The 24,570-nt window shown below is 33.3% G+C and carries 23 protein-coding genes; 15 read left to right on the plus strand and 8 right to left on the minus strand.

Annotated elements, in window-relative coordinates; translation table 11 throughout:
• Nucleotides 1-335: OmpA family protein (locus P6733_RS00005; protein ID WP_306349519.1), on the plus strand; the 335-nt coding region annotated here is incomplete at its 5' end.
• A gap of 343 nt (nucleotides 336-678) precedes the next feature.
• Here the strand turns inward: P6733_RS00005 and P6733_RS00010 are convergent.
• Complete coding sequence (locus tag P6733_RS00010) at nucleotides 679-2,034, minus strand: DUF5689 domain-containing protein (protein WP_306349520.1); 1,356 nt, start codon at nucleotides 2,032-2,034, stop codon at nucleotides 679-681.
• Between the two features lie 25 nt (nucleotides 2,035-2,059).
• On the minus strand, nucleotides 2,060-4,861 hold the full coding sequence (locus P6733_RS00015; protein WP_306349521.1) for a TonB-dependent receptor: 2,802 nt from the start codon (nucleotides 4,859-4,861) through the stop codon (nucleotides 2,060-2,062).
• Between the two features lie 138 nt (nucleotides 4,862-4,999).
• Here P6733_RS00015 and P6733_RS00020 point away from each other — a divergent pair, with 138 nt between their 5' ends.
• The 3 genes from P6733_RS00020 (at nucleotide 5,000) to amaB (ending at nucleotide 8,353) form a co-directional block, all read left to right on the plus strand.
• Nucleotides 5,000-6,043: an endonuclease/exonuclease/phosphatase family protein gene (locus P6733_RS00020; RefSeq protein WP_306349522.1), complete on the plus strand. Its 1,044-nt coding sequence runs from the start codon at nucleotides 5,000-5,002 to the stop codon at nucleotides 6,041-6,043.
• A gap of 120 nt (nucleotides 6,044-6,163) precedes the next feature.
• Nucleotides 6,164-6,703, plus strand: coding sequence for a 3-hydroxyanthranilate 3,4-dioxygenase (locus P6733_RS00025; protein WP_306349523.1), 540 nt, complete (start codon nucleotides 6,164-6,166; stop codon nucleotides 6,701-6,703).
• Between the two features lie 102 nt (nucleotides 6,704-6,805).
• Nucleotides 6,806-8,353, plus strand: a complete 1,548-nt coding sequence (gene amaB, locus P6733_RS00030) for an L-piperidine-6-carboxylate dehydrogenase (RefSeq protein ID WP_306349524.1) — start codon at nucleotides 6,806-6,808, stop codon at nucleotides 8,351-8,353.
• Between the two features lie 80 nt (nucleotides 8,354-8,433).
• On the opposite strand, the gene P6733_RS00035 is transcribed toward amaB, so the two are convergent.
• From P6733_RS00035 to P6733_RS00055, 5 genes are read right to left on the minus strand one after another with little or no spacing between them, the layout of a single operon-like run.
• A complete protein-coding gene (locus tag P6733_RS00035) occupies nucleotides 8,434-8,991 on the minus strand; it encodes a DUF3575 domain-containing protein (RefSeq protein ID WP_306349525.1) in 558 nt (185 codons plus the stop codon).
• Nucleotides 8,992-9,025: 34 nt separating this feature from the next.
• A complete protein-coding gene (locus P6733_RS00040) occupies nucleotides 9,026-9,754 on the minus strand; it encodes a metallophosphoesterase family protein (RefSeq protein ID WP_306349526.1) in 729 nt (242 codons plus the stop codon).
• On the minus strand, nucleotides 9,747-10,895 hold the full coding sequence (locus P6733_RS00045; RefSeq protein WP_306349527.1) for an ATP-binding protein: 1,149 nt from the start codon (nucleotides 10,893-10,895) through the stop codon (nucleotides 9,747-9,749). The genes P6733_RS00040 and P6733_RS00045 overlap by 8 nt, the downstream gene beginning before the upstream one ends.
• 43 nt (nucleotides 10,896-10,938) lie before the next feature.
• Complete coding sequence (locus P6733_RS00050; protein ID WP_306349528.1) at nucleotides 10,939-11,691, minus strand: SDR family NAD(P)-dependent oxidoreductase; 753 nt, start codon at nucleotides 11,689-11,691, stop codon at nucleotides 10,939-10,941.
• A 25-nt stretch (nucleotides 11,692-11,716) separates the two neighbouring features.
• Nucleotides 11,717-12,586 carry an aldo/keto reductase gene (locus P6733_RS00055; protein ID WP_306349529.1) on the minus strand — a complete coding sequence of 290 codons (870 nt, stop codon included), beginning with the start codon at nucleotides 12,584-12,586 and terminating at the stop codon, nucleotides 11,717-11,719.
• Nucleotides 12,587-12,756: 170 nt separating this feature from the next.
• On the opposite strand from P6733_RS00055, the gene P6733_RS00060 reads away from it, so the two are divergent.
• The 9 genes from P6733_RS00060 to P6733_RS00100 all read left to right on the plus strand — a co-directional run bounded on the left by P6733_RS00060 (nucleotide 12,757) and on the right by P6733_RS00100 (nucleotide 22,165).
• On the plus strand, nucleotides 12,757-13,761 hold the full coding sequence (locus P6733_RS00060; protein WP_306349530.1) for an AAA family ATPase: 1,005 nt from the start codon (nucleotides 12,757-12,759) through the stop codon (nucleotides 13,759-13,761).
• Between the two features lie 67 nt (nucleotides 13,762-13,828).
• Complete coding sequence (locus tag P6733_RS00065) at nucleotides 13,829-14,695, plus strand: DUF58 domain-containing protein (RefSeq protein WP_306349531.1); 867 nt, start codon at nucleotides 13,829-13,831, stop codon at nucleotides 14,693-14,695.
• A 39-nt stretch (nucleotides 14,696-14,734) separates the two neighbouring features.
• Nucleotides 14,735-16,351: a BatD family protein gene (locus P6733_RS00070; protein WP_306349532.1), complete on the plus strand. Its 1,617-nt coding sequence runs from the start codon at nucleotides 14,735-14,737 to the stop codon at nucleotides 16,349-16,351.
• Between the two features lie 2 nt (nucleotides 16,352-16,353).
• Nucleotides 16,354-17,355: a vWA domain-containing protein gene (locus P6733_RS00075; protein ID WP_306349533.1), complete on the plus strand. Its 1,002-nt coding sequence runs from the start codon at nucleotides 16,354-16,356 to the stop codon at nucleotides 17,353-17,355.
• A gap of 14 nt (nucleotides 17,356-17,369) precedes the next feature.
• Nucleotides 17,370-18,416 (plus strand): VWA domain-containing protein, encoded by a 1,047-nt coding sequence (locus tag P6733_RS00080; protein ID WP_306349534.1) that lies wholly within the window; start codon nucleotides 17,370-17,372, stop codon nucleotides 18,414-18,416.
• Nucleotides 18,417-18,446: 30 nt separating this feature from the next.
• Nucleotides 18,447-19,220 carry a tetratricopeptide repeat protein gene (locus P6733_RS00085; RefSeq protein ID WP_306349535.1) on the plus strand — a complete coding sequence of 258 codons (774 nt, stop codon included), beginning with the start codon at nucleotides 18,447-18,449 and terminating at the stop codon, nucleotides 19,218-19,220.
• 62 nt (nucleotides 19,221-19,282) lie between these two features.
• Nucleotides 19,283-21,031 carry a BatD family protein gene (locus tag P6733_RS00090; protein ID WP_306349536.1) on the plus strand — a complete coding sequence of 583 codons (1,749 nt, stop codon included), beginning with the start codon at nucleotides 19,283-19,285 and terminating at the stop codon, nucleotides 21,029-21,031.
• 14 nt (nucleotides 21,032-21,045) lie between these two features.
• On the plus strand, nucleotides 21,046-21,789 hold the full coding sequence (locus tag P6733_RS00095; RefSeq protein WP_306349537.1) for a tetratricopeptide repeat protein: 744 nt from the start codon (nucleotides 21,046-21,048) through the stop codon (nucleotides 21,787-21,789).
• A gap of 10 nt (nucleotides 21,790-21,799) precedes the next feature.
• Nucleotides 21,800-22,165 (plus strand): DUF4180 domain-containing protein, encoded by a 366-nt coding sequence (locus P6733_RS00100; protein ID WP_306349538.1) that lies wholly within the window; start codon nucleotides 21,800-21,802, stop codon nucleotides 22,163-22,165.
• A gap of 4 nt (nucleotides 22,166-22,169) precedes the next feature.
• On the opposite strand, the gene P6733_RS00105 is transcribed toward P6733_RS00100, so the two are convergent.
• On the minus strand, nucleotides 22,170-22,691 hold the full coding sequence (locus tag P6733_RS00105; RefSeq protein ID WP_306349539.1) for a CvpA family protein: 522 nt from the start codon (nucleotides 22,689-22,691) through the stop codon (nucleotides 22,170-22,172).
• A 289-nt stretch (nucleotides 22,692-22,980) separates the two neighbouring features.
• Between P6733_RS00105 and P6733_RS00110 the strand changes: the two genes are divergently transcribed.
• Nucleotides 22,981-23,337: a hypothetical protein gene (locus P6733_RS00110; protein WP_306349540.1), complete on the plus strand. Its 357-nt coding sequence runs from the start codon at nucleotides 22,981-22,983 to the stop codon at nucleotides 23,335-23,337.
• A 149-nt stretch (nucleotides 23,338-23,486) separates the two neighbouring features.
• The gene (gene pheS, locus P6733_RS00115) at nucleotides 23,487-24,506 is read left to right on the plus strand and encodes a phenylalanine--tRNA ligase subunit alpha (RefSeq protein ID WP_306349541.1); all 1,020 of its coding nucleotides are present in this window, start codon (nucleotides 23,487-23,489) and stop codon (nucleotides 24,504-24,506) included.
• The last annotated feature ends 64 nt before the right edge of the window (nucleotides 24,507-24,570 follow it).

Here is a 24,570-nt window from a genome sequence, read left to right on the forward strand (position 1 = left end):
AAGACATTAACTTTGAGTTCAATAAGAGCAATATCACACAAGAAGGTGCCTTTGAACTGGATAAGTTAGTACAAGTGATGCAGAATAATGACCAGATGGTTATTATGGTTAAATCCCATACGGACAATAGAGGAAAAGATGACTACAACATGAAGTTGTCGGATAGAAGAGCAAAAGCTACAGTTCAGTATGTGATTTCCAAAGGTATTGCAGCATCTAGAATCACAGGTAAAGGATATGGAGAAAGCGAACCAAAGGTTGATTGTAAAGAAAACTGTACAGAAGAAGAATATGCTTTAAACAGAAGAAGTGAATTCTTGATTGTAAAGAAATAAGAATAAACAGATTATCAGATTACTAAATACGTATTATAAAGAAACGGGCTACTCATTGAGTAGCCCGTTTTGTTTTTATTCATATGAAGGACAATTTAAAATATTCATAGCCCAAATATGATTAGTGTATTCTGTTTAAAATAGGTTCTACATTAGAAATAAATCGATTTTAAGGGGTGTTTTTTTAAACAGGGGATTAGTGTTGTTGATAGAGGAATAATCGCACAGAGCAAGAGTAAGTGTGTGAAAAGATAGGGTATAACAAAGTTTATTCGATAGTTAAATATAAAGCATAAAAAAGGCTACTCATTGAGTAGCCTTTTTATATAGAATAAGATTTCGTTTAGTTAATAACGATATCGTCAATTTGCATTGTAGTTGTAACAATTGGAGCTACAGCAGATCCTGTATATTCGAAGATAAAGAAACCGTTTCCAGTTACAGTCGAAGGAATACTATAGTTACCACTGTTTATAAAAGCGGTACCATATCCACTAGTAGAACCAGAAGCGATTGTAAAGCTAGAAGTAATGTTTACTAATGTAGCAGCACTGATGTCACCAAGAGGAACGTAGTTCGTAGAGTAATATACTTTAAGAACACCACCATTGTTGTAACCATCATTTGTTTTGAAAGCAAATGTATTAGCAGCAGTCATATTTACTGGTACTACTAAATATACTTTGTTAGCTCCACCTGAAGCGTTAGCAGACATTTGGATGTATTTATTGTTGTTGAAGCTTTTTACTTCCCAATATCTTGTTCCAACAAATGCATCATTTACATATCCAGGGAAAATTCTATTTGCAACAGCAAAACTTTCGAAGTTTTCGTTTAGTGTAGATACATACTGAATAGCAGTACCTCCAATAGCTGTAGTGCTAATGTTTAATCTTGGGTTTGTTAATTTGATATCAGTATCATATCTTGGGATGAATTGGAAAGTTGAACCGAAACGAGTTAATACCCCTCTTACTTTTCCATTTTTGTCAGGAATGATTTGAGAACCAAATTTTGTAAAACTAGTAGATCTTACAATAATTTCAGAACCATTAGCATCTGTTAAAGTACGGTTAGTTCCAGAAGTTCCAGTAATGTAATAAGGTTGACCTGCATCACCATTTTTGAATTGTACATTGTCAAATTCAACTAATTTATCTAAATGTGCATTACTTCCAATAGCTTCAGCAATTGTTAAATGTTTTACGATTTGATCCTCATCAATAGATGAAGCACAACTGCGTACAATGATTTTAGGAGTGTCAAATTGAGAAATTCTCCAAACACTACCGTTGTCTAATCTACCGACCATTAATGCACCATCTTTAATTTGAGTATAAAGACCTTTCATTTTAACGAATACTTTTCTACCTGGTTGGTAGATTGTAGCAAGGTTAGCATAATCAGCAGGTACCATAAATGCGATAGATCCGTCTAAAGACTGTAGGTATAATGTTTTAAAGTAGTTACCACCTTTATCACTAGATACAACATAAGCTTCTACAATATCATCACCTGAATATAATGTAGGTGCAGCTACTGCTCCAGCGAAAATTTCTTGAATAGTTTTATTTGCTACAAGGTTTGGCTCCGTGCACTCTAATGCTGGGATATTGTAGTCATCATCATTCACACAACTAGAAAGAACGCTAGCAGAAAGAGAGATGAATAATAGGGATTTGAAAATAGTTGCTTTCATAATATTGTTATTTTCTTAATTATAATTAAAAATTGATATAAAGGTTTACGAAAAATGTTCTTCCATAACCATAAAAGTATTTAGGACCAAAAGAACGTGCTGGACCTTGGAAATCTTGACTAAGCTCTTGGAAATTTGCATTTCTTGCTTGTTCAAAACCTCCTGTTTTATATGTTACATCAAATACGTTGTTGATACTTGCAAAGAAACCGATCGTTTTACCAGAAACTCTCCAAGATTTACCACCTACTAAGTTTACTAATGTAGTTGGATCAAATTTTTCTTGTTTTAATAGTTCTCTTCCTTTTTCCTCAGTTGCACCATCAAATGGTAAACCTTGTGGATCTTGTGGGTTACGGAAGAAGTTACTTGTTCTTAATAAAGGTGAGATATCTAAATAGTTATCCGCTAAGTAATTCACGTTAGCACCAATCCACCAGAATTTAGGATCTCTATACTCTAAACCTAAAGAGTAAGCTTGTTGTGGCATTCCAGATTGTTTGTAGTTTTTTAATGAAGATTGACCGTAATTTACAGTAGATCTAACATTATCAACATTTAATGCTACGTTTGGATTACTGTCATAAGTATATTGACCGTAAGCAGCTACAGCAGTAACTTTAATTGTTTTTGTAGCTTGGTATTCAATACCTAACTCTCCACCAATATTCTTTTTGTCTAAACCTTTAACGATTTCAGCAACGAATGCATTACCATTATTATTTACTAATTGACCTTCGTCATTTACAATACCAATACCTTCAGCAAAGAAGAAACCAATTTCAGTAGCATCTTTGATTTTTGAGAAATATCCAGTAAGTCTAGCTTTTAATTTAGGTGCTCTGAAGATATAACTACCATCAACACTTACAATTTTTTCGCTTTGTAAGTCTGTTACAATATTATTGTTTAAACGTACGTTCGGGAATGTATTTCTTAATGAAGGTGCTTTAGTCATGTAAACCCCATTGAAGTTGAATAAATGACGACCTGTTAATTTATAAGTAAAACCACCTTTTACACCGTAGTTATCAAAATTAGCTTTGCTACTTTTTCCTAAAGAGTTATTAGCGTATAAACCATTTTTGTATAAACCTTCACGTTGGTATTCAGATCTTGTATAATCTGCACCCAAGTAGAAATCTACTTTTTTGTAGCTGAATTTTGTTTGTGCAAATGCATTTGCAGTATTTGCATGCAATTTATAGTTGTAACCAAAACGGTCACCAACTCCAACTTGTCTGTTTGGATTATTTAAATCAGGTTGAGAAAAATCTCCTGTGAAGAAAGGCTCAACATCTCTATAATAATTACCACCTAAAAGATCTAAAACGTGTTGGTAGTTTTCAGATTTTAAATTTCTGAAAGTAGCACCAGCATTTAAAATAACATGATCTGATAATCTTGAATTGAAGATTGTATTTGCTGTAAACTGTCTATCATCAGTTCTGTCTTCATAAAGAATACTTAAACTTTCGCGATTTGGATCTTCAAGATTCGCTTTGTATAAAGCATCCCAGTTAATTTGTTTATTTCCTAAGAAATAATCTCTTGCTTGGTTAGCTAAGGCAATGTTTGCTTGAGTATTACCAACATAATCACCAAACTCATCATGACGAGTAGAATAGTAACTTGGTAAATTTCTGTAATACGTTGGGTCAGGATTATTGTTACCGTTAAAATCTAAACGGCTATTTCCTACACTTCCAAATTGGTAAGCTACATTTGTGTTTAATGAACTGCTTTCTCCAATTTTCCAATAGTGACTTAACATAAAGATTGGCTCTTCTACGTCTTTGTCTCTAGAGTTACGTTTTTTACCGTTTTGCCATCCCCAGTAAGAGTTATATTTTTCACCCGCTAAATCAGTAACCTCCTGTGTATTTGGAGAGTTCTTTCCACGACTGTTTTGTGCGTAGATTGATGTGAAGTTTAAGCTGTGATTATCATTAATTCTTTTTTCGATACTTGCAAAAAATGAGTTAGCACTGTAATCTGTACCTTCAAAATATCCTTCATTTGCGAATCTTCTTGAAGCAGAAATTACATAAGCCCAACCATCTTTATCCATACCAGAAGAGTGTGTTGCCATCATTCTTCCATTGTAGTTTGTGTTCGTTCCAGAGAATGAAATTCTTGTACCTGGTCTGTAAAATGAAGCTCTAGTACTAATTTGTTGAGTACCTAAAATTCCACCAAAAGTGTAGTCTGATGGAGCAGAGCCCATTGTGAATTCCTGATTACGAGTTGCATCATTTAATCCACCCCAGTTACTCCATTGTGGTCTTCCATCGTACAATTTGTTCATTATAATACCATTAATCATGGTAGTACCGTACTCATTGTCCAAACCTCTTACTCTAAAACGAGCTTGACCAAAGTTAAAAGCCGCAGCCTGATTAAAGGCATCACGAGTTGCTTGTAGCAATCCAGCAGTACTTTCTGAACCACTGTTGTCATCACCTAAATCATTTTCGGTAATGGTAATTAAGCTTAATTGTCGCTCACTAGTGATGTCTTCTTCAAGAACAACAACACCTAAATCTAAAATTTGTCCAGCAGATAATTCTAGTGTGAATGTTTGTGAAGTATAGCCTGTACTACTCACTTGTAGTACTTGTTTTCCTTCGGCTACATTTTCAAAAGTAAATACACCTTGATAATCTGTCGATTTAGAAAGGTTGCTACTTAGGAGCGTCGCAACTACATTCTGTAATGGTTTCTGTGTTTTCGTATCCACAACTTTCCCAGTGATACCGGACTGTTGCTGCGCAAAAACAAAAAATACTTGCATTACAAATAGGATGCTAAGTAAAATTTTTTTCATAGTTAATATAAAGTTAATTCATTATTTTGTTAAGAATAATCATTTCTTAACGAAGACAAAAGTACATCTTTATGTAATATTATTTACTTTTGCAGCCAAGTTTATGTTAAACTTGACATTAAATTAATATTACAATTTATGAAAATTAAGGAATTTATTTGGGTTTTTATTGCAGTATTAGCAATTACAAGTGCTAAGGCTCAGGACAAAAAGTTTAAATTACACACCATTGCATTCTATAATGTTGAAAACCTTTTTGACACTATAAATAATCCGAATGTTAATGATGAAGAGTTTACTCCTGCAGGAGATCAAAGGTGGACTTCTAAGAAATACAAGAAGAAAATCAATAATCTTGGAAGAACTATTGCTGAAATTGGAACGGGTGAGAATTCAAATTCTCCAACAGTTATTGGTGTAAGTGAGGTTGAAAACCGTGGAGTATTAGAAGACTTAATAAAAGATCCAAAGTTAATTGATAAAGACTATGGGATTGTACATTTTGATTCACCAGATTGGAGAGGAATTGATGTAGCATTATTATATCAGAAAAAATTCTTCAAACCAACAAGTTATATCAATGTACCATTAATCATTCAAAATATTGATGGAAGCGGAAAAAGAGTATATACGAGAGACCAATTGTTAGTAACAGGATTATTAGAAGGAGAAGAAATTCACTTTATTGTAAATCACTGGCCATCACGTTCTGGAGGAGAGAAAAAAAGTAGCCCATACCGTGAAGCAGCAGCAGCATTAAACAAAAAAATTATTGATTCATTACAACAAATTGACCCAAATGCGAAAGTAATTACAATGGGAGATTTAAATGATGGACCTTATAATAATAGTGTAAAGAAAGTATTAGGAGCAAAAGCGAAGAAATCTGAGACGAAAGAATTCGGAATGTACAATCCAATGGAAGAAATGTCTAACAAAGGAATCGGGACATTAGCTTACCGCGATGCTTGGGATTTGTTTGATCAAATGATTATGACACAATCTTTAATAAAAGAAGATTACTCAACGTGGCATTTTTGGAAAGCGGGAGTTTTCAATAAGGCATTCTTAACACAAACAACAGGTAATTTTAAAGGATACCCTTTAAGAAATGCAAACGGAGAAGTTGGTTTTAGTGATCACTTCCCAGTTTATGTATATTTAATTAAAGAGGTAAAATAAAACCTTAAAAAAATAAAGTATTAAAAGGTTAATAGTTCAGTCAGTTCTGAATTATTAACCTTTTTTCTGTAAAACAAGTTAGTTAAATGATTAATTTTAATGTTTTAAATCAGCATAACTATGGCTATAACTAAACCATTCAATCTGAATCAATGGATTGAAGAAAATAGAGCATTATTAAAACCACCAGTTGGGAATAAAAATCTATATGTAGATTCGGGAGATTATATCGTTATGGTTGTAGCAGGACCAAATGCCCGTAAAGATTACCATTATAATGAAACAGAAGAATTATTCTACCAATTAGAAGGAACAATAAAAGTTATTGTTCAGGACAATGGAGTACGTAAAGAAATGATCATGAATCCGGGAGATATGTATTTGCATCCTGCAAAAGAACCACACTCACCGGTACGAGGAGAAGGGTCAATTGGACTAGTGATTGAACGAAAAAGGGCAGGGAAAGGATTTAAAGATGGTTTGCTATGGTTTTGTGATAATTGCAATCATAAACTATACGACGTCTATTTTGAACTCCATAATATTGAGAAAGATTTTTTACCTCACTTTGAACATTTTTATAATTCAGAAGAACTAAGAACCTGTAAACATTGTGGAACAGTGATGGAAACAGATCCTCGCTATTTAGCGAAAAAATAAATGATGTTGGGTCCAATCATAACTTAACAAAATTGAGGCCATGCATTCAGTAAAAAATAATATATTTGTATAAATATAACAATTATTAACCAAAAAGTTACAATGACAACAATCGCAGATCAATTCGGTATCAAAGAAGCCCTTGTTCAATTGGGTATAAAAGAAATAAACGAAGGAACTTCAACAGGTTCAGAATGGTTTTCTAATGGAAAAATTATTGAATCATTCTCTCCAGTAGATGGAACTTTGATAGCAAAAGTGAAAGCATCTACTAGTGAAGACTATAGTAAGGCTATGCATAAAGCAACCGAAGCTTTTGGGACATGGAGATTAATGCCAGCCCCTAAAAGAGGAGAAATTGTGCGTCAAATGGGAGATGAATTACGTAAGTTTAAAGAACCACTAGGTAAATTAGTTTCTTACGAAATGGGAAAAAGCCTTCAAGAAGGTTTAGGAGAAGTACAGGAAATGATTGATATCTGTGATTTTGCTGTAGGATTGTCACGTCAGCTTTATGGATTAACAATGCACAGTGAAAGACCAATGCACAGAATGTATGAGCAATGGCATCCATTTGGAACAGTAGGAGTTATTTCTGCATTCAATTTCCCTGTAGCAGTATGGAGTTGGAACACAATGTTGGCATGGGTATGTGGAGATGTTTGTATTTGGAAACCAAGTTCAAAAACACCTTTATGTGGAGTAGCATGTCAAAATATTATCAAAACGGTTTTAGAGCGTAATAATGTTCCTGAAGGAGTAAGCTGTTTGGTTATTGGTAATGAATCAGGAGATTTAATCAATAATGACAAACGCATTCCATTAGTATCTTTTACAGGATCTACTAGAATTGGACGTCACGTATCAAAAACTGTTGCGGAAAGATTTGGAAATACAATCCTAGAATTAGGAGGAAATAATGCGATCATCGTTTCAGAACATGCAGATATCTCAATGGTATTAGTAGGAGCAGTTTTTGGAGCAGTAGGAACTGCAGGACAACGTTGTACTTCAACACGTAGATTGATTATTCATGAAAGTGTATATGATAAAACAATAAGCGTATTGAAAAATGCTTATGGACAGTTAAAAATTGGAAATCCATTAGATGCTAATAATCACGTAGGGCCACTTATTGATCAAGGTGCTGTGAAAGATTACTTGAATGCAATCGAAAAAGCAAAACAAGAAGGTGGAACAATCCTTGTTGAAGGCGGTGTATTATCTGGAGAAGGATACGAAAGTGGATGTTATGTGAAACCATGTATCATTGAAGCAGAAAATCATTATAGTATTGTACAAGAAGAAACATTTGCTCCAATTTTATATGTAATGAAGTACAAAACAATTGAAGAAGCAATTGCATTGCAAAATGGTGTTCCACAAGGATTATCATCTTCAATTTTTACAAACAGCATGCGTGAAATGGAATTATTCTTATCTCAAGCAGGATCTGATTGTGGTATTGCAAACGTAAACATTGGAACTTCGGGTGCTGAAATTGGTGGTGCTTTTGGTGGTGAAAAAGAAACTGGTGGAGGACGTGAGTCTGGATCAGATGCTTGGAAAGCTTACATGAGAAGACAAACAAATACAATCAATTATGGTACTCAATTGCCTTTAGCGCAAGGAATCAAATTTGATCTATAATATAATTTTAGAATTGTAAAAAGCCGCTTCAATCTGCAAAGAAAGAAGCGGCTTTTTTACTTATTATAAGTAAGGCTATTTTAAAAACGATAACCAATTCCAAATCCGGCGTTGAATTCTATCGCCGCAAAACGATCATTCACTTCTTTACTGAAGTTTCTGCCAATACTAGCATAAGGTCCCATGGTGAATTTATTTTTAAAAATCCATTTGTATCCGGTACCCAATCCAAGAATAGGACTATTCATATCTGTTTTTTCAATGATTTCGATATTGTCAACAACCGTTTTCTCCTCGTGATTTCCAAATCGATATTTGAAAAAAGGTGATATAACCCAACCCGAACCATCTTCTTGTTCAGAAAGATAAAAGTTATACGAAGCAGAAATACTATTCGTTTTAAACTCTTTACCCTTGTTTTTTTTCTCATTCATATAAGAGAAACGATCATTCACAAACAATTCAATTCCTATCGATTGATTATTGTCAATAAAATGCTCATAACCCACTTCTACAGATCCAATAAGTATAGTGTTTAAAAAATTCAGTTTTATTTCACCAGTTGGCGTGTCATTCGATTGTGCTTTGGCTGTTATAAAAGAGGCTAGCATTATTAAACTTAAGAGAACTTTTTTCATTGTATTTATTTTAAATTATAAGAACGGAATTGTTCTAGTTTCTTCCTTTTTCATTCGGATAAAGCGCATTTAGATTGTCGCTCTGCCAGAATTGTTTGGTATCGATATCCATAACAGTAAGACGGCCTTTAAAAGCCGCTCCGGTGTCTACATTCCAAATGCAAGACTTCTGGATAGGAGTAACTTCATTAATACGAGTTAATGGCGTGTGCCCAATGAATATCTCTTTGTACAATAAAAAACGTTTGGGGTAAAATACACTATCCGTTGGAATTGTAGGATCCAAAGCAAGAGCCATTTCCCAAAGCGTACGATCCCAGTAAAATACTTCGGGAGAATATTCAAAATCAACCCCATTCAAACTGCTAAAACCCCCATGAACAAACAAACGATTTTGATCATCCAAGTAATAATTTCCTAAATTCTTTAGAAAGTCAATATGTATTTTTTTAGTTTCATCGTCAAGTTTCTGATATGCCAAAACAGTAGCTTCACCACCATGAATGTACCATTGAGGCGTATCTTCCCCTTTGGTTAACCAGTTGTATAATAAATCATCATGATTTCCACGAATAAAAATACAACTGTGGGTGTTTTTTAAAGCAATTAAAAAATCTAAAACACCAGGAGATTCACTCCATCCATCGACATAATCACCTAAAAATATTAATGTATCCTGTTCTGTAATTTTGGCACGCTCAAAAATCTGTGTTAGGGCTTTGAGACCCCCATGTATATCTCCGATTACTAATGTTCTACTCATTGCGATCATATTTCATTTTCCTTAAAATGCGCATTGCTTCTTTAAAAGAGAGGTAAACCGAAGAATCCTGTTGTGCTTTTAAAAGTGGTTTGGCATCAATTAATTTTTGCTTTGCATCTTCAAATCCATTCAAATAACAAATCATCAAGGTGGAAGGCAAATTTTCTAAATCTTTAATTTCCCGTGTTGAAAGTTTAAGTCCTTTTTGTAACCGATGAATCAAAGACAAATTATTGTTATAAATATGAAACAACATTTTCCGATTGAATTGCGGTGGTTCAAAAAGCATAACCCGATTAATTTTATAATAACCATTGTCATAAAAATTAATACTCACTTCCTCTAAGGGGTAATAACTCGTTTTGTCATTTAGTCCTAAAGACACAAATTCAGTTATCGTAAATTTATTCTCATCAAAAACAATGCTGACTTCATCCAAAGCAGAATAAAAAAGTTTGATCTGTTCGTTAATAAGTTCGATATCAACTCTTGAGAAGAAAATTTTATCTTTTACTTTTTTTTGATTTCCTGCCCAACAGACAATAAAGAGCTCTTTGAAGACAACATACTTCGCATTCATGTCTTTATGGCGGTTGTACATAAAGTCAATAACACCATCTAATGAATACTGAATACTATTTCGAGAATTGTTCTCAATATCAATAACCGTATTTTTATTTTGGTAGTTGGTTTCAAATGCTCCTTCTAAAGGAATAGAATTACTTCCTCGGCGAATGAAAACTGTTTTTGCTGGAATATTTCCAATTCCTTTTTTAAAAGAGGATACTTTATTATTCGGTTTAATGGTCACTAAACCAATAACTTTATCTTTCGGTAAATTGGGAAAAGGAACGTTCTCATACTGTATTTTTGGTGGATTTTCCAATACTGCATTCACTAAGTTCTGAATACGGCTATCATCAAAAAAATCATCCCCAATTATTTCATTGTCATGATCTTCTACTCCTACAACGATATAAGAATTGTTGGTGGGATTTGAATTGGATAATGCACAAATATGTTTTAAAAACTTTCCTTTTCCTTCTTTAGTATGTAAATTCAATTGTCGCTTTTTGTCATAAAAACTACTCTCATCATTGTGAGCTAATAGATTCTTTATGAGTAGGCGTTTATTAATCATTTTTTCAGATCCATGAATTTAGAGCAAGTTACATGTTTTCTTTTTAAATTGTTTTTTTAACAATCGTTGACGATGCTTGCGCGGTTGGCATAACAATCAAGTCGGCGATGTTTACATGCAACGGCAGTGAAATGACGAAATAGATAATATTTGCAATATCTTCAGGTTGCAAAGGTTGGAATCCTTTGTAAACAGTACTTGCTTTCGTATCATCCCCTTTGAAACGAACGGTACTGAATTCAGTTTCTGTTAAACCAGGATTAATAGCACCCACTTTTATTCCGTACTGATTTAAATCCATTCGCATACCTTGATTAATAGCATCAACAGCATGCTTACTAGCACAATACACATTTCCGTTAGGGTAAACTTCTTTTCCTGCAGTAGATCCAATATTAATAATATGACCACTCTCTTTTTCAATCATTTTAGGAATGATTGCTTTTGAAACATATAATAATCCTTTTACATTGATGTCCAGCATGGCATCCCAATCCTCTATACTCCCATTTTGAATTGGATCAAGACCATGTGCATTACCAGCGTTATTAATTAATACATCAATAGAAGAGAAAGATTCGGGTAAACTAGCGACAGCTTCAGCGACCTTTTTTTGATCACGAACATCAAAATTCAACGTTATCGTTTCTGTTTTTGATGCTAATTCTTTTTGTAATGCATCCAGTCGATCTTGTCTTCGTCCACATAAAATCAATCGATAACCATGTTTGGCAAGTTCTATGGCTGTTGCTCTTCCTATTCCGCTTGTTGCGCCTGTAATAAATACTGTTTTCATTCTGTTTTAAATTATTGAAAAGGTTCTAGGGGACTTGATGCCCTTGGCTGCTTTCGAGCAGTTCAAACCAATCTTCAGGTGATAAATTAAGTGTGGTTGCTTTTGTAATTGTTTTTAAACGATCTGCTGAGGCTGTTCCAGTTACCGGTAAAATCCCAGAAGGATGTTTCAATATCCAAGCTAATAAGAGTACATCGGCTGTTGTATTATATTGAAGCATCATTTTAGCTAAAATATTTTGTAATTGATTCGTTTGTGGAGTATTCTCTTTAAAAACATTTCCAAGTGGACTCCAAGCCATTGGCCTGATTTTATGAATCTGCATATAATCTAAATCACCATTAAACAAAGAGTCAAAATGTGTAATCGAAAATTGAATTTGATTGTAATAGACTTTAGTTCTAGATTGAATTAATTCTGTTTGCGATGGAGAGAAATTAGAAACACCAAAATCAATTATTTTACCTTCCTGTTTTAGTTTTTCAATGGCTTCCGCAATTTCATCAGCTTGCATTAAAGGATTTGGACGATGCAGGAGTAAAAGGTCTAAATAATCCGTTTTTAAATTGAAAAGTGATTTTTCTACCGAGGTAATAATATGCTCTTTAGTCGTATTGTAATGTTTTATTTGATACGGACTATTACTAGAGGGGTGCTGAATTCCACATTTTGAAATAAATTGTATTTTGCTTCGATCGGTCTTACTTTCGTGAAAAGCATTTCCAAATTCGGCTTCAGTAGTATAATCGCCATAAATATCGGCATGGTCAAAACTAGTAATGTGATGTTCTAGACAAATTTCAATTAAGGAAGCCATCTCTTTCGTATTGAGATTTTTACCCCAAAGTCCCCAGTTCATTGTTCCAGCAATTATTTTTGAAAAAGTCGTTTTCAAGATGAATTAATTTGAGGTCTTAAAAATATAAAAAGAAAATCATAAATCGTCCTTAATTCATTTGGTTTCAGAGAATTTTTAACGCTATATTAACATCATACAGCTAAATAAATTTTCAATTTGCATCATTAAAAAATAGATACTAAATTCACCGCTTTAAATATGACATTATGGAAGAAAATACAGCTACTTTAGACATTAGAGCAATAAACGAGAAAATAGAGAGAGAAAGCGCATTTATCGATTTGCTTACAATGGAGATTAATAAAGTAATTGTGGGACAAAAACACATGGTTGAACGTTTGTTAATCGGCTTATTAGGACAGGGGCATATCTTGTTAGAAGGAGTTCCTGGATTAGCAAAAACACTTGCGATTAATACTTTATCACAAGCCGTACATGGGTCGTTTAGTCGTATTCAGTTTACACCTGACTTATTACCTGCCGATGTTGTAGGTACTATGATTTATAATATTAAACAAAATGAATTTTCTATAAAAAAAGGTCCCATCTTCGCAAACTTCGTTTTAGCGGATGAGATTAACCGTGCACCTGCAAAAGTGCAATCTGCTTTATTAGAAGCGATGCAGGAAAAACAAGTGACCATTGGTGATGAAACATTCAAGTTGGATAAACCATTCCTAGTTATGGCGACACAAAACCCTGTGGAGCAAGAAGGAACATATCCATTACCAGAAGCACAAGTTGACCGTTTCATGTTGAAAACGGTAATTGATTATCCTAAAATGGAAGACGAACAATTAATTATTCGTCAGAATTTAAAAGGAAGTTACGAGAAAATTAATCCTGTAGTATCAGTAGAGCAAATCATTAGAGCACAAAGTGCTGTACGTGAAGTATACATGGATGAGAAAATCGAGAAATATATTCTAGATATTATTTTCGCAACACGTTATCCAGAGAAATACAAATTGGCAGAATTAAAACCATTAATCAGTTTTGGAGCATCACCAAGGGGAAGTATTAACTTAGCAGTTGCAGCAAAATGTTATGCATTTATCAAACGCAGAGGATATGTTATTCCAGAAGACGTTAGAGCAGTAGTACATGATGTATTACGTCACAGAATTGGAATTACATATGAGGCAGAGGCTGAAAATGTAACCTCAGTTGATATCATCAATAAAATTGTAAATGAAATTGAAGTACCATAAGAAGTGCTAAGGTTTTGAGTTCAAAAGCTTTTGAACACTATGCATTAATCTTCAATTACTATTCTTCATGGATACAAAAGAGTTATTAAAAAAAGTTAGAAAAATAGAAATTAAAACCCGAAGACTGAGTGATCATATTTTTTCGGGGGAATATCATACTTCGTTCAAAGGGCGAGGAATGACATTTAATGAGGTGCGTCAATACCAGTTTGGTGATGATGTACGTGCAATTGATTGGAATGTAACCGCTCGATATAACGAACCGTATATCAAAGTTTTTGAAGAAGAAAGAGAATTAACCATGATGCTTATGGTTGATGTCAGTGGATCAGAAAACTTTGGAACAAAAAATCAATTGAAAAGAGAAATTGTAACTGAAATTGCAGCAACAATGGCGTTTTCAGCAACACAAAATAATGATAAGATTGGGTTAATCTTGTTTTCAGACCAAATCGAATTATACATTCCGCCTAAAAAAGGAAAATCTCATGTATTGAGAATCATCCGAGAATTGATTGAATTTGAGCCGAAAAGTCATAAAACAGACTTGTCACAAGCGTTAAAATTCCTTTCAAGAGTGATGAAGAAAAAAGCAATTGTCTTTTTAATTTCCGATTTCATGACCGAACAGTATGAGCAAACATTAAAGATTGTAGGGAAGAAACATGATGTAACTGGAATACGAGTGTATGACGTGCGAGAAGAAAAGATGCCAAATATAGGGATGGTATCGATGCTAGATGCTGAAACAGGGGAAACTTTAGTAGTGAATACTGGATCAAAATCAACGCGAATGGAATATGAAAAACACTATCAAAACAAAGTGAAATATTTTAAAGAAACCTTCAGTCGTTGTGGTTCTGGTGTAGTAAACACTAGAGTAGATGAATCGTATGTAACTAAATTATTGGGTTATTTTAAAGCGAGAAGCTAAATATTAAAAAACAATCCTGCGACTAATTATTCTGTTAAAATGACAAAAATTAAGTTTTATATTTTTTTATTCCTGTTGGTTTCAACCTCAATTTTTGCACAGCAAAAGAGAGTGGAAACAGCAGCCGATTCTACAAAAATAAAAATAGGTTCTCAATTTAATCTGACTTTAAAGACATCCGTGGATACTTTATCACGTGTTGTTTTTCCGGAGGCAAGAAACTTTGGTGCCTTAGAAGTATTAGAGTCTTATCCTGTAGACACGATTAAAGAGAAAGATCGCTATCAGTTAATTAAAAAATACGGATTAACACAATTTGATACAGGGCGATATGTAATACCAAGATTACAAGTCATTATCAATGATAAAGCATATCTAACAGATTCTATTCCTGTTGAGGTAACGAAAGTTGTTGTGGATACGTTGAAACAAAAAATGTTTGATATTAAACCAATCATTGATGTTCCTCCTATTCCTACACCAATATGGGTATATCTATTGATTGCTTTAGGCGCTATCGGATTAGGCTTTTTAATATATTTCTTAATTAAGAAATATAAAAAGAAGAAGAAAGAAGAAGAACTATTATTTGCAAGCCCTATTGAAAAAGCAAATAGTCTTTTGAAGTCATTGGAAAATAAAGAACTTTGGCAAAAAGGAGAAATTAAAACCTATTATAGTGAGTTGACGGATATTGCTAGAAATTATATAGAAGAAGCTATAGAAATTCCTGCAATGGAAAGCACAACCGACGAATTACTGTTGGAATTACGTTCGGCAATTGTGAAAAAGAAAATGAACTTATCACAAGAAACGATTGATAATTTAACGAAAGTATTAAAGCATGCTGACCTTGTGAAATTTGCGAAATCAAAACCACTAGATTTTGAAATTGCTGATGACCGAAACAAGATTGAAAAAGTAATCACAACATTAGATAAATCTATTCCAGAGCCAACGGAAGAAGAAAACATCTCAGATGTTACGAAAAAAGAGAAATATATTAAAAAACAACGCAATAAGAAAATTTCAATCGCTATTGGAATTGTTGCATTCTTACTTGTTTTTACAGGCGTATTTTTCATTGCAACAAAAGGATTTACCTATGTAAAAGATAATTTACTAGGACACGAAACAAAAGAATTATTAGAAGGAGAATGGATTAGAAGTGGTTATGGATCTCCAGCGGTAATTATTGAAACACCAAGGGTATTGAAACGTTTGGACAACGAAACACTGCCAAAAGAATTGATGGCGGTGCTACGTGAAATGCAAATGTTCTCATACGGTAGTTTAGTAGATAATTTTTATATACTAGTTTCTACTAACACCTTTAAAGAAGAGGTAGAATTAGATCTAACAGCAGCATTAAATGGAAATATCAAAATGTGGGAATTGCAAGGAGCTCAAAATATTTTGGTAAAGCAAGAAGACTATGAAACACCCGACGGTGTAAAAGGATTAAAAGCTTATGGAACAATGACAATTTTAAATCCAGTTACGAAAAAAAGCCATAAAGCATATTATGAATTATTGTTCTTTAAACAAGATAAAGGTTTACAGCAAATTATAATTGTTCATGAAGAAGGAGATACCTATGCAGATCAAATCACAAAACGTGTTTTAAACTCTGTTGAATTTAAAAAAGTAAATTAATCATGACAAATGTAAGTTTTTTAAATCCTGGATTCTTCTGGTTGTTTTTGATACTACCAGTTGCCATAGCGTGGTATTTTTGGAAAAGAAATAAACAAACTGCAACCTTAAAAATAAGTTCTGTTCAAGGATTTAAAGGAAGCCCATCCCTACTAGCAAAACTAAAACCGGTATTATTTGTATTGCGACTATTAGCCTTAAGTTCGCTTATTGTAGCAATGGCTAGACCAAGATCTGTAGATATAACTAGTAAAACCAAAAAAACACGTGGAATTGATATTGTTATGGCAATGGACGTTTCAGGAAGTATGTTGGCAAAAGATTTAAAACCAAATCGATTAGATGCTTTAAAACGTGTTGCTGGCGAATTTGTACAAGAACGTCCCAATGATAGAATTGGTTTAGTAGTATATGCAGCTGAAAGTTATACTAAAACACCAGTAACAAGTGATAAAGCAGTTGTTTTAGATGCTTTGAAAAGTGTGAAATATGATAATGTTCTACAAGATGGAACTGGAATCGGAATGGGACTGGCGACAGCTGTAAACCGATTAAAAGATAGCAAAGCAAAAAGCAGAATTATTATTCTATTAACAGATGGTGTTAATAATGCAGGATTCATAGAGCCAGTTACTGCAGCAGGCATTGCAAAAGAATACGGTATAAAAGTATATACCGTAGGAATTGGAACCAATGGAATGGCAGATTTCCCGTATGCAATTGCACCAAACGGAGAATTTCTATTCAGAAAAATGCAAGTAGAAATTGACGAAAAATTAATGAAAGATATTGCTAAAATTACAGGAGGAACCTATTTTAGAGCAACAGACAATAAAAAACTTAAAGAGATATATCAAGAGATCAATAAATTAGAAACAACAGAAGTTGAAGAATTGAAGTTTTCTAATTACGATGAGAAATACAGACCATTTGTATGGTTTGCAGGATTCTTATTATTATTTGAAATCGGATTGAGAAATACGATCTTTAGAAGTTTTATATAATCATATTCAGGACAATGTATCAATTAGAAGAAGGAAAATATTTATACTTACTATTGCTAATTCCAATTTTGGTCTTGGTCTTTTTGTATATCCAGGTATGGAAAAGAAAGAAACAGAAAGAATTTGGAGATTTAATTTTATTAAAAAAATTAAGTCCTGAGAAATCAACTTTTAAACCCATCTTGAAATTTGTAGTGCTTTTATTGGCTATTGTAGGTTTAGTTTTTGGATTAGTAAATCCAAAGATTGGAACCAAAATGGAAACGGTAAAGCGTGAAGGAATTGATATCGTATTTGCGATTGACGTTTCTAAAAGTATGTTAGCAGAAGATATTGCACCCAACCGATTAGAGAAAAGTAAACAAATCGTTTCACAAATTATTAATCAGTTAGGAAGTGATCGTATCGGAATTGTGGCATACGCCGGAAGTGCATTTCCAGTATTGCCAATTACTACGGATTACAATGTTTCCAAAATGTATTTGCAAAGTATGAATACTGATATGGTATCATCACAAGGTACTGCGATTCATGAAGCCATTAATATGGCGGCAACTTATTTTGGAGAAGACAGTGATGCCAACCGATTATTGATTTTAATATCAGACGGGGAAGATCATTCAGATGGAGCAGCAGAAGCGGCGGCAGAAGCAAATAAATTAGGGTTAAAAATTATCACAGTTGGTGTAGGAACTGAAAAAGGAGGACCAATACCCATTAAGAAAAATGGAGTAGTAGAACGCTTTTTACGTGACCGAAATGATGAGGTGGTAATTACAAAGATGAATCCAGCAGTATTGAAAGCCATTGCAGCAGGCACTAAAGGTGGCTATGTCAATGGAAGCAATACGAAAGAAGTATTAGATTATGTAAAAAATGCATTAGATAATATTGAGAAAACAGAATTTGAGAGCCAACAAATTGCAGAATTTGAATCGCAGTTTCAGTGGTTTTTAGGATTCGCTTTCTTTCTGTTGTTTATCGATATTTTCTTCTTAGAAAGAAAAACAGACTGGGTTAAGAAGATGAATTTATTCAATGAAAAAGAACAAGGAAGATAAAAATAGACGTCTTTAAAAGTCAATATGAAAATGAAAAATTTTATTTTATATAGCGTATTACTCATTTCCACGGTAGTTCTTGCCCAGGAAAAAGACAAAGCATTGTCTAAAGCCAACGAAGAATACAAAGAGAAAAAATACTACGATGCCGAAGCGAACTTCAGAATCTCTCAATCTAGAGATCCTAAAAAAGCAATAGCAACCTATAATCTAGGAAATGCAATTTATCAGATGAAACAACCTGGTGAAGCAAAATTTGTATTTGCCAAAGCCATTGAAAATGCACAAACTAAAACAGAAAAACATAAAGCCTTTCACAATTTAGGAAACTCCTTTATGCATGAAAAAAATTATGGAGCAGCAGTAGAAGCCTATAAAAATGCATTGAGAAATAATCCAACCGATGAAGAAACACGCTATAACTATGCCTTAGCAAAAGAATACCTGAAAAATAATCCAGAGAAAAATAAAGACGATAAAGACAAGGATAAAGATAAAAAAGATAAAGACAAGGATAAGAAAGACGGCGGAGACGATAAGGACAAAGGAAAAGGAGATGGTGACAAGGATAAAGGAGATAATGGTGATAATAAAGATGACAAAGGGGAAAATGGAGATAAGAAAGACAAGGGAGATAAAGGAGACCAAGATCAATCTAAATCCAAACCACAAGAAGCAGGTATTTCAAAACAACGCCTAGAGAATCTTTTGGAAGCCGTGAATAACGAAGAAAAGAAAATTCAGGATAAAATAAATGCACAAAAAGTAAAAGGTAAACCAGTACAAACCGAAAAAGACTGGTAAACAATAGAAGAACATTGATAAAGTGATTAACCACTAAAATTGATTATAAAGAATAGATTACAATGAAGAAATATGTTTTTTTATTAATATTACTCTGCTCCCAAGCGATATTGGCGCAAGTACAGTTTGAAGCGACTGTAAGCAAAAGTACGTTGGGGATTAATGAACGTCTTCGCATAGATTTCTCTATGAATGAGGATGGTGATGATTTTTCACCACCCTCTTTTGAAGGATTCAGAATCATTGGAGGACCCAATCAATCCGTGAGTTATTCTTGGATGAATGGGAAAAAATCATATAATAAAACATATTCCTATTTCTTATTACCTACGCAACGTGGTGTAGTTACAATCAAACAAGCTTCGATACAAATCGCTGGGCAAATCTATAAAACCGTTCCCCTTAAAATAACAGTAACGGCTGCAGTAGATGAATCCAAAGACCCCAATAATCCAGCCTATACAGCCGGTGAAAATTTACATTTAGTCGCAGAAGTTTCTAAAACCAACCCTTACATCAACGAGCCAATTACAATTGTATATAAAATGTACTTTAGTAATAATATCGGAATTAGGAATTGGAAAGATATAGATACACCAAAATACAATGATTTTTGGAGTCAGAATATAGAAATCAAAAATCTGGTGGCCGAACAAGGTCAATACAACGGTGAAAATTATCGTTTTGTTGTATTAAAAAGAACGGTGCTTTACCCACAAAAATCAGGTCGATTAACGATTGAACCATTAGCTTTAGATGTCGCTGTAGAAGTACCATCAAACCGAAGAGATGTTTTTGGAGGAATGATGCTTGTAAATGCAAACAAAACAATTTCCTCAGGAACCAAGATCATTAATGTAAAGGCATTACCGGAAGCAGGAAAACCAGAAGGTTTCTCTGGAGCAGTTGGGCAATTTGAGTTTAAGACAACAGCAACAAAAACAGAGTTGAAACATGGAGAATCATTAGATTTAACTGTTGCAGTATCTGGAAAAGGAAACCTGAAATTATTTTCATTACCAAAACCAGTAGTGCCATCAACTTTAGAAATGTATGATCCAGAACACAATGAAAAAGTGAATACATCATTGGCAGGAATTCAAGGAAGTGTAACCGATAAATATACGATTGTACCGCAGTTTAAAGGAAACTATCCAATTAAAGCAATGAGTTTCTCTTACTTTGATTTAAAAACAAATTCCTATAAAACCATTACCTCTCCTGAGATTATGGTAAAAGTATTAGACGGACCAACAGCAGCTACTGCTGTAGCATCCACAGATGGTGAAGCAGCTAAAGCAGGCAGTGAAGATCAATTTAGATTTATTCAGTTAAAAACGACTTTAAAACCAATTGAAAAACAAAGTTTCTTCGGGTCTAAATTATTCTACACCCTATTGCTATTACCATTCTTGTTAATCCCAATTATAGTATTAACGAAGAAGAAAAAAGAAGCAATAGATAGAGATGTAGTGGGTAATCGAATCAGAAAATCAAACCGATTAGCGAAGAAATATTTATCAGAAGCGAAAAAACAAATCAAGAACAAAGAATTGTTTTATATCGCACTGGAAAAATCATTGCATAATTTCTTAAAAGCGAAATTAAATATTGAAACCTCAGAAATGAGTAAAGATAAAATAAGTGAAATATTACTGTCCAGAAATGCAGAAGCAGCAACAGTAGACACATTTATCAATCTTACAGAAAATTGCGAATATGCCCGTTATGCACCATCATCCATGGTAGCCATTCAACAAGATTATGATAAAGCGGTTAGTGTATTATCGGAATTAGAAAAGCAAATTTAATCGCTACCATGAAAATGAAAAAAGTACTATATATATTCTTATTATTCACACAGATTTTTTGGGCACAAAATGCTTTTGAAAAAGGAAATGAATTATATCGACAAGAAAAATTCGAAGAAGCAGTTCAGTCGTATGAAAGCATTTTAAAAACAAAAAAAGAATCAGTAGAATTGTATTATAATTTAGGGAATGCCTATTATAAATTGAATAAAGTTGCACCAGCAATTTACAATTATGAAAAAGCATTATTACTAAATCCAGACAATGTTGAGGTAAAAAACAATTTGAAATTTGCCCAGAATATGACTATTGATGAGATTAAAGTAATCCCCGAAGTAGGATTTAAAAAACTAATACACGATTTCACCTCATTAGTACATTATGATACTTGGGGACGAATCACTATTGGATTAGGCTTTGGATTTCTTTTATGCTTTATTGGATACTATTTTTCTCGAATTTCACTTTCTAAAAGACTCTTTTTTGTGGGAATGATACTGCTATTAGGGTGCTTAGTGGTTAGTATTACAACCGCTATTTTTGAAAAAAACCAATACAATAAAGATCAACCTGCAATTATATTTCAAGAGCGAGTAGCAGTAAAGAATGAACCGAATGAAAAAGCAACCGACGCTATTACCATTCACGAAGGAGCCAAAGTACAGATAATTGAAACAATAGATAATTGGAGTAAAATCGAATTACAAGACAATACAGTGGGCTGGGTAATGAATGATAGTTTTAAGAAATTAAAATAAATCAATCAATATGGAATTTCAAATCAAGCAATTTAATGGAGTTCCATTAGCAGAAGTATTATCCAACGAGGTTGTCTTGTTCAAAACAGAAGATGCTTTAGATTTAATTGGAAATTGCCACTACCAGGGAGCAACAAAAATTATAATCAGAGAAGAAAATATTACCCCGGACTTTTTTGATTTAAAGACAAAGATAGCAGGGGATATCCTTCAGAAATTCTCAACCTATGCTATGCAATTAGCTATTGTAGGAGATTTTACAAAGTATCAAAGTAAAAGTCTAAATGATTTTATTTACGAAAGCAATAAACAAGGACGTATTCTATTTGTACCTTCAATAGAAGAAGCACAAGTAAAACTAACAGGAACTAAATAATTCTTTATTTTGTTTTATCAGGTGTTTCTGATTCAGGCGTAAACCATTCTTCAATCATTGGGAATATTGTAGCTGAAACTTGAAGAATAGGATTGAAGAACAAAGATTGATCTGCGGTCTCTTTTTCCATAAAAAGATTGTTGTAATTTATTTTTTGGAACAAATTCAAAACGACACTCAGGATTAAAACCATTTTGAATAAACCGAAAACACCACCAGCCAATCGATTCAGCCATCCTAAACTAGCAAAATCGGCAATCTTGGTGAAAAACTTTGCAGAAAGAATAATTGCCACAACCACAAGAATAAAAGTAAGAGCAAAAGATACAATTTCAATATTTTTGGGGGACCAAGATTCTACCCACCCACCAATAATATCACGAACTAGATAAGAGAAATGTATTGCAATGTAAATTCCGATAACTAGGGAAACCAAAGAAGCCAGCTCGACGAACAAACCTTTCCAAAGACCACGACCTATACCATAAATTAATATACCACCCAATATTATATCTAAACCACTCATTGTTCTTAATATCAAAAAATCACATCCATCATGTGAAAAAGTTATACTATAGAAAAAGAATTCCCATTATTATTTGTCTAAAAAGGGTTCTTTTTTACTGTAGAGCAAAAGTAGTAATAAAAAAAGAGTAGCCATTCATTTCAAGAAGTATTCCATGAAAGAATGAAACCGCAGCGAAATGAGTTTTAAGATATCGTAAAAGAATAAAAATCAATTACACGACAAGTGTGTATATTTGTGCATTAATTTTGAAAAATACAAAGAGATTTTTCAACCAATAATTTATATAATGTCTAGAGACGTACAATTAAAAGAACGCTGGGAACAGCTTGTCAATATATTATCAAATCAATTTGCCGACGGAGAAATTTTAGATTTAGACGCGATTATTTATTTAATCGGAGTGCAAGAATTAGGGAAAGTACATCAGAAATTCAAGAAAGATGAAAAACTGAATTTAATGCACATTGCCATTTGCCGACTATTAGAACCTTACGGATATTATGAATTTGATTATTTTGACGAAGAAGGTTGGCCACATTACAATGTGAAAGAAGAATTACCACCCTTAAAAGCAGGTGAACAATCTGTGCTGATGAAAGAAGCAATTGTGAGTTATTTTTTAGAGAAACAAGTGATTTCATAAGAAGAATAGAACGAATTAGAAGTAAGAGTAAAAGAAAGTTAAAGCCAGTTGAAGGATTGTCAGATCGATATTTTTAACGAATGAAGCGACTGAGTAGGACACTCAACTAAATTTTTTTACTTAAATTTGCAGACAATTGAGAAAGAAAAATGGTAAATAAGATTAAAGAGTTGATTGTTGAAGCGGAAGCATTTCAGACTCAAAATAAAGAAGAATTAGAAGCATTCAGAATTAAATTTTTAGGTAAAAAAGGACTTTTAAATGACTTTTTTACTGAATTTAAAACGGTGCCTAACGATCAGAAAAAAGAGTTTGGACAAGTAATCAATCAATTGAAAAATGCAGCTCAGGATAAAGTAAACAGTATCCAAGAAGCATTAGAAAGTAAAGAAGAAATCAAAGGATTTTATGGGGATTTAACGCGTCCATTTGAACCAATGAGCATTGGGTCACGCCACCCTATATCTTTAGTGAAAAACCAGATTGTAGATATATTCTCAAGTGTTGGATTTAACCTTTCTGAAGGACCAGAAATCGAAGACGACTGGCATAACTTTACAGCTTTAAATTTACCAGAATATCACCCTGCAAGAGATATGCAGGATACTTTCTTTATACAAACAAATCCTGATGTGTTATTACGTACACAAACATCATCAGTACAAGTGCGTTATATGGAAAATAACAAACCGCCAATTCGTACCATCTCTCCAGGTAGAGTATTTCGTAACGAGGCAGTTTCATCACGTTCACACTGTATATTCCATCAAGTAGAAGGATTGTATATTGATAAAGATGTATCATTTGCTGATTTAAAACAAACATTGTTATACTTCACAAAAGAAATGTTTGGAAAATCAAAAATCCGATTACGTCCCTCTTATTTCCCATTTACTGAGCCAAGTGCTGAGGTAGATGTATACTGGGGTCTGAAAACAGAAACCGACTACCGTATTACAAAAGGAACAGGATGGCTTGAAATTATGGGATGCGGAATGGTAGATCCTAATGTATTGCAAAACTGTGGTATCGATTCAACAAAATATAACGGATTCGCTTTCGGTATGGGTATTGAGCGTATTGCTATGCTTTTATACCAAATCAGCGATATTCGTATGTTCTATGAAAATGATGTTCGTTTCTTAGAGCAATTTAAGTCAAGTATTTAAATTATATAATAATATAAAACGGGTAATCCATAGTATGGGTTACCCGTTTATAGTTTAACTATTT

The organism is Flavobacterium aerium (assembly GCF_030766725.1).
In the GTDB taxonomy this organism is placed as follows: domain Bacteria; phylum Bacteroidota; class Bacteroidia; order Flavobacteriales; family Flavobacteriaceae; genus Flavobacterium; species Flavobacterium aerium.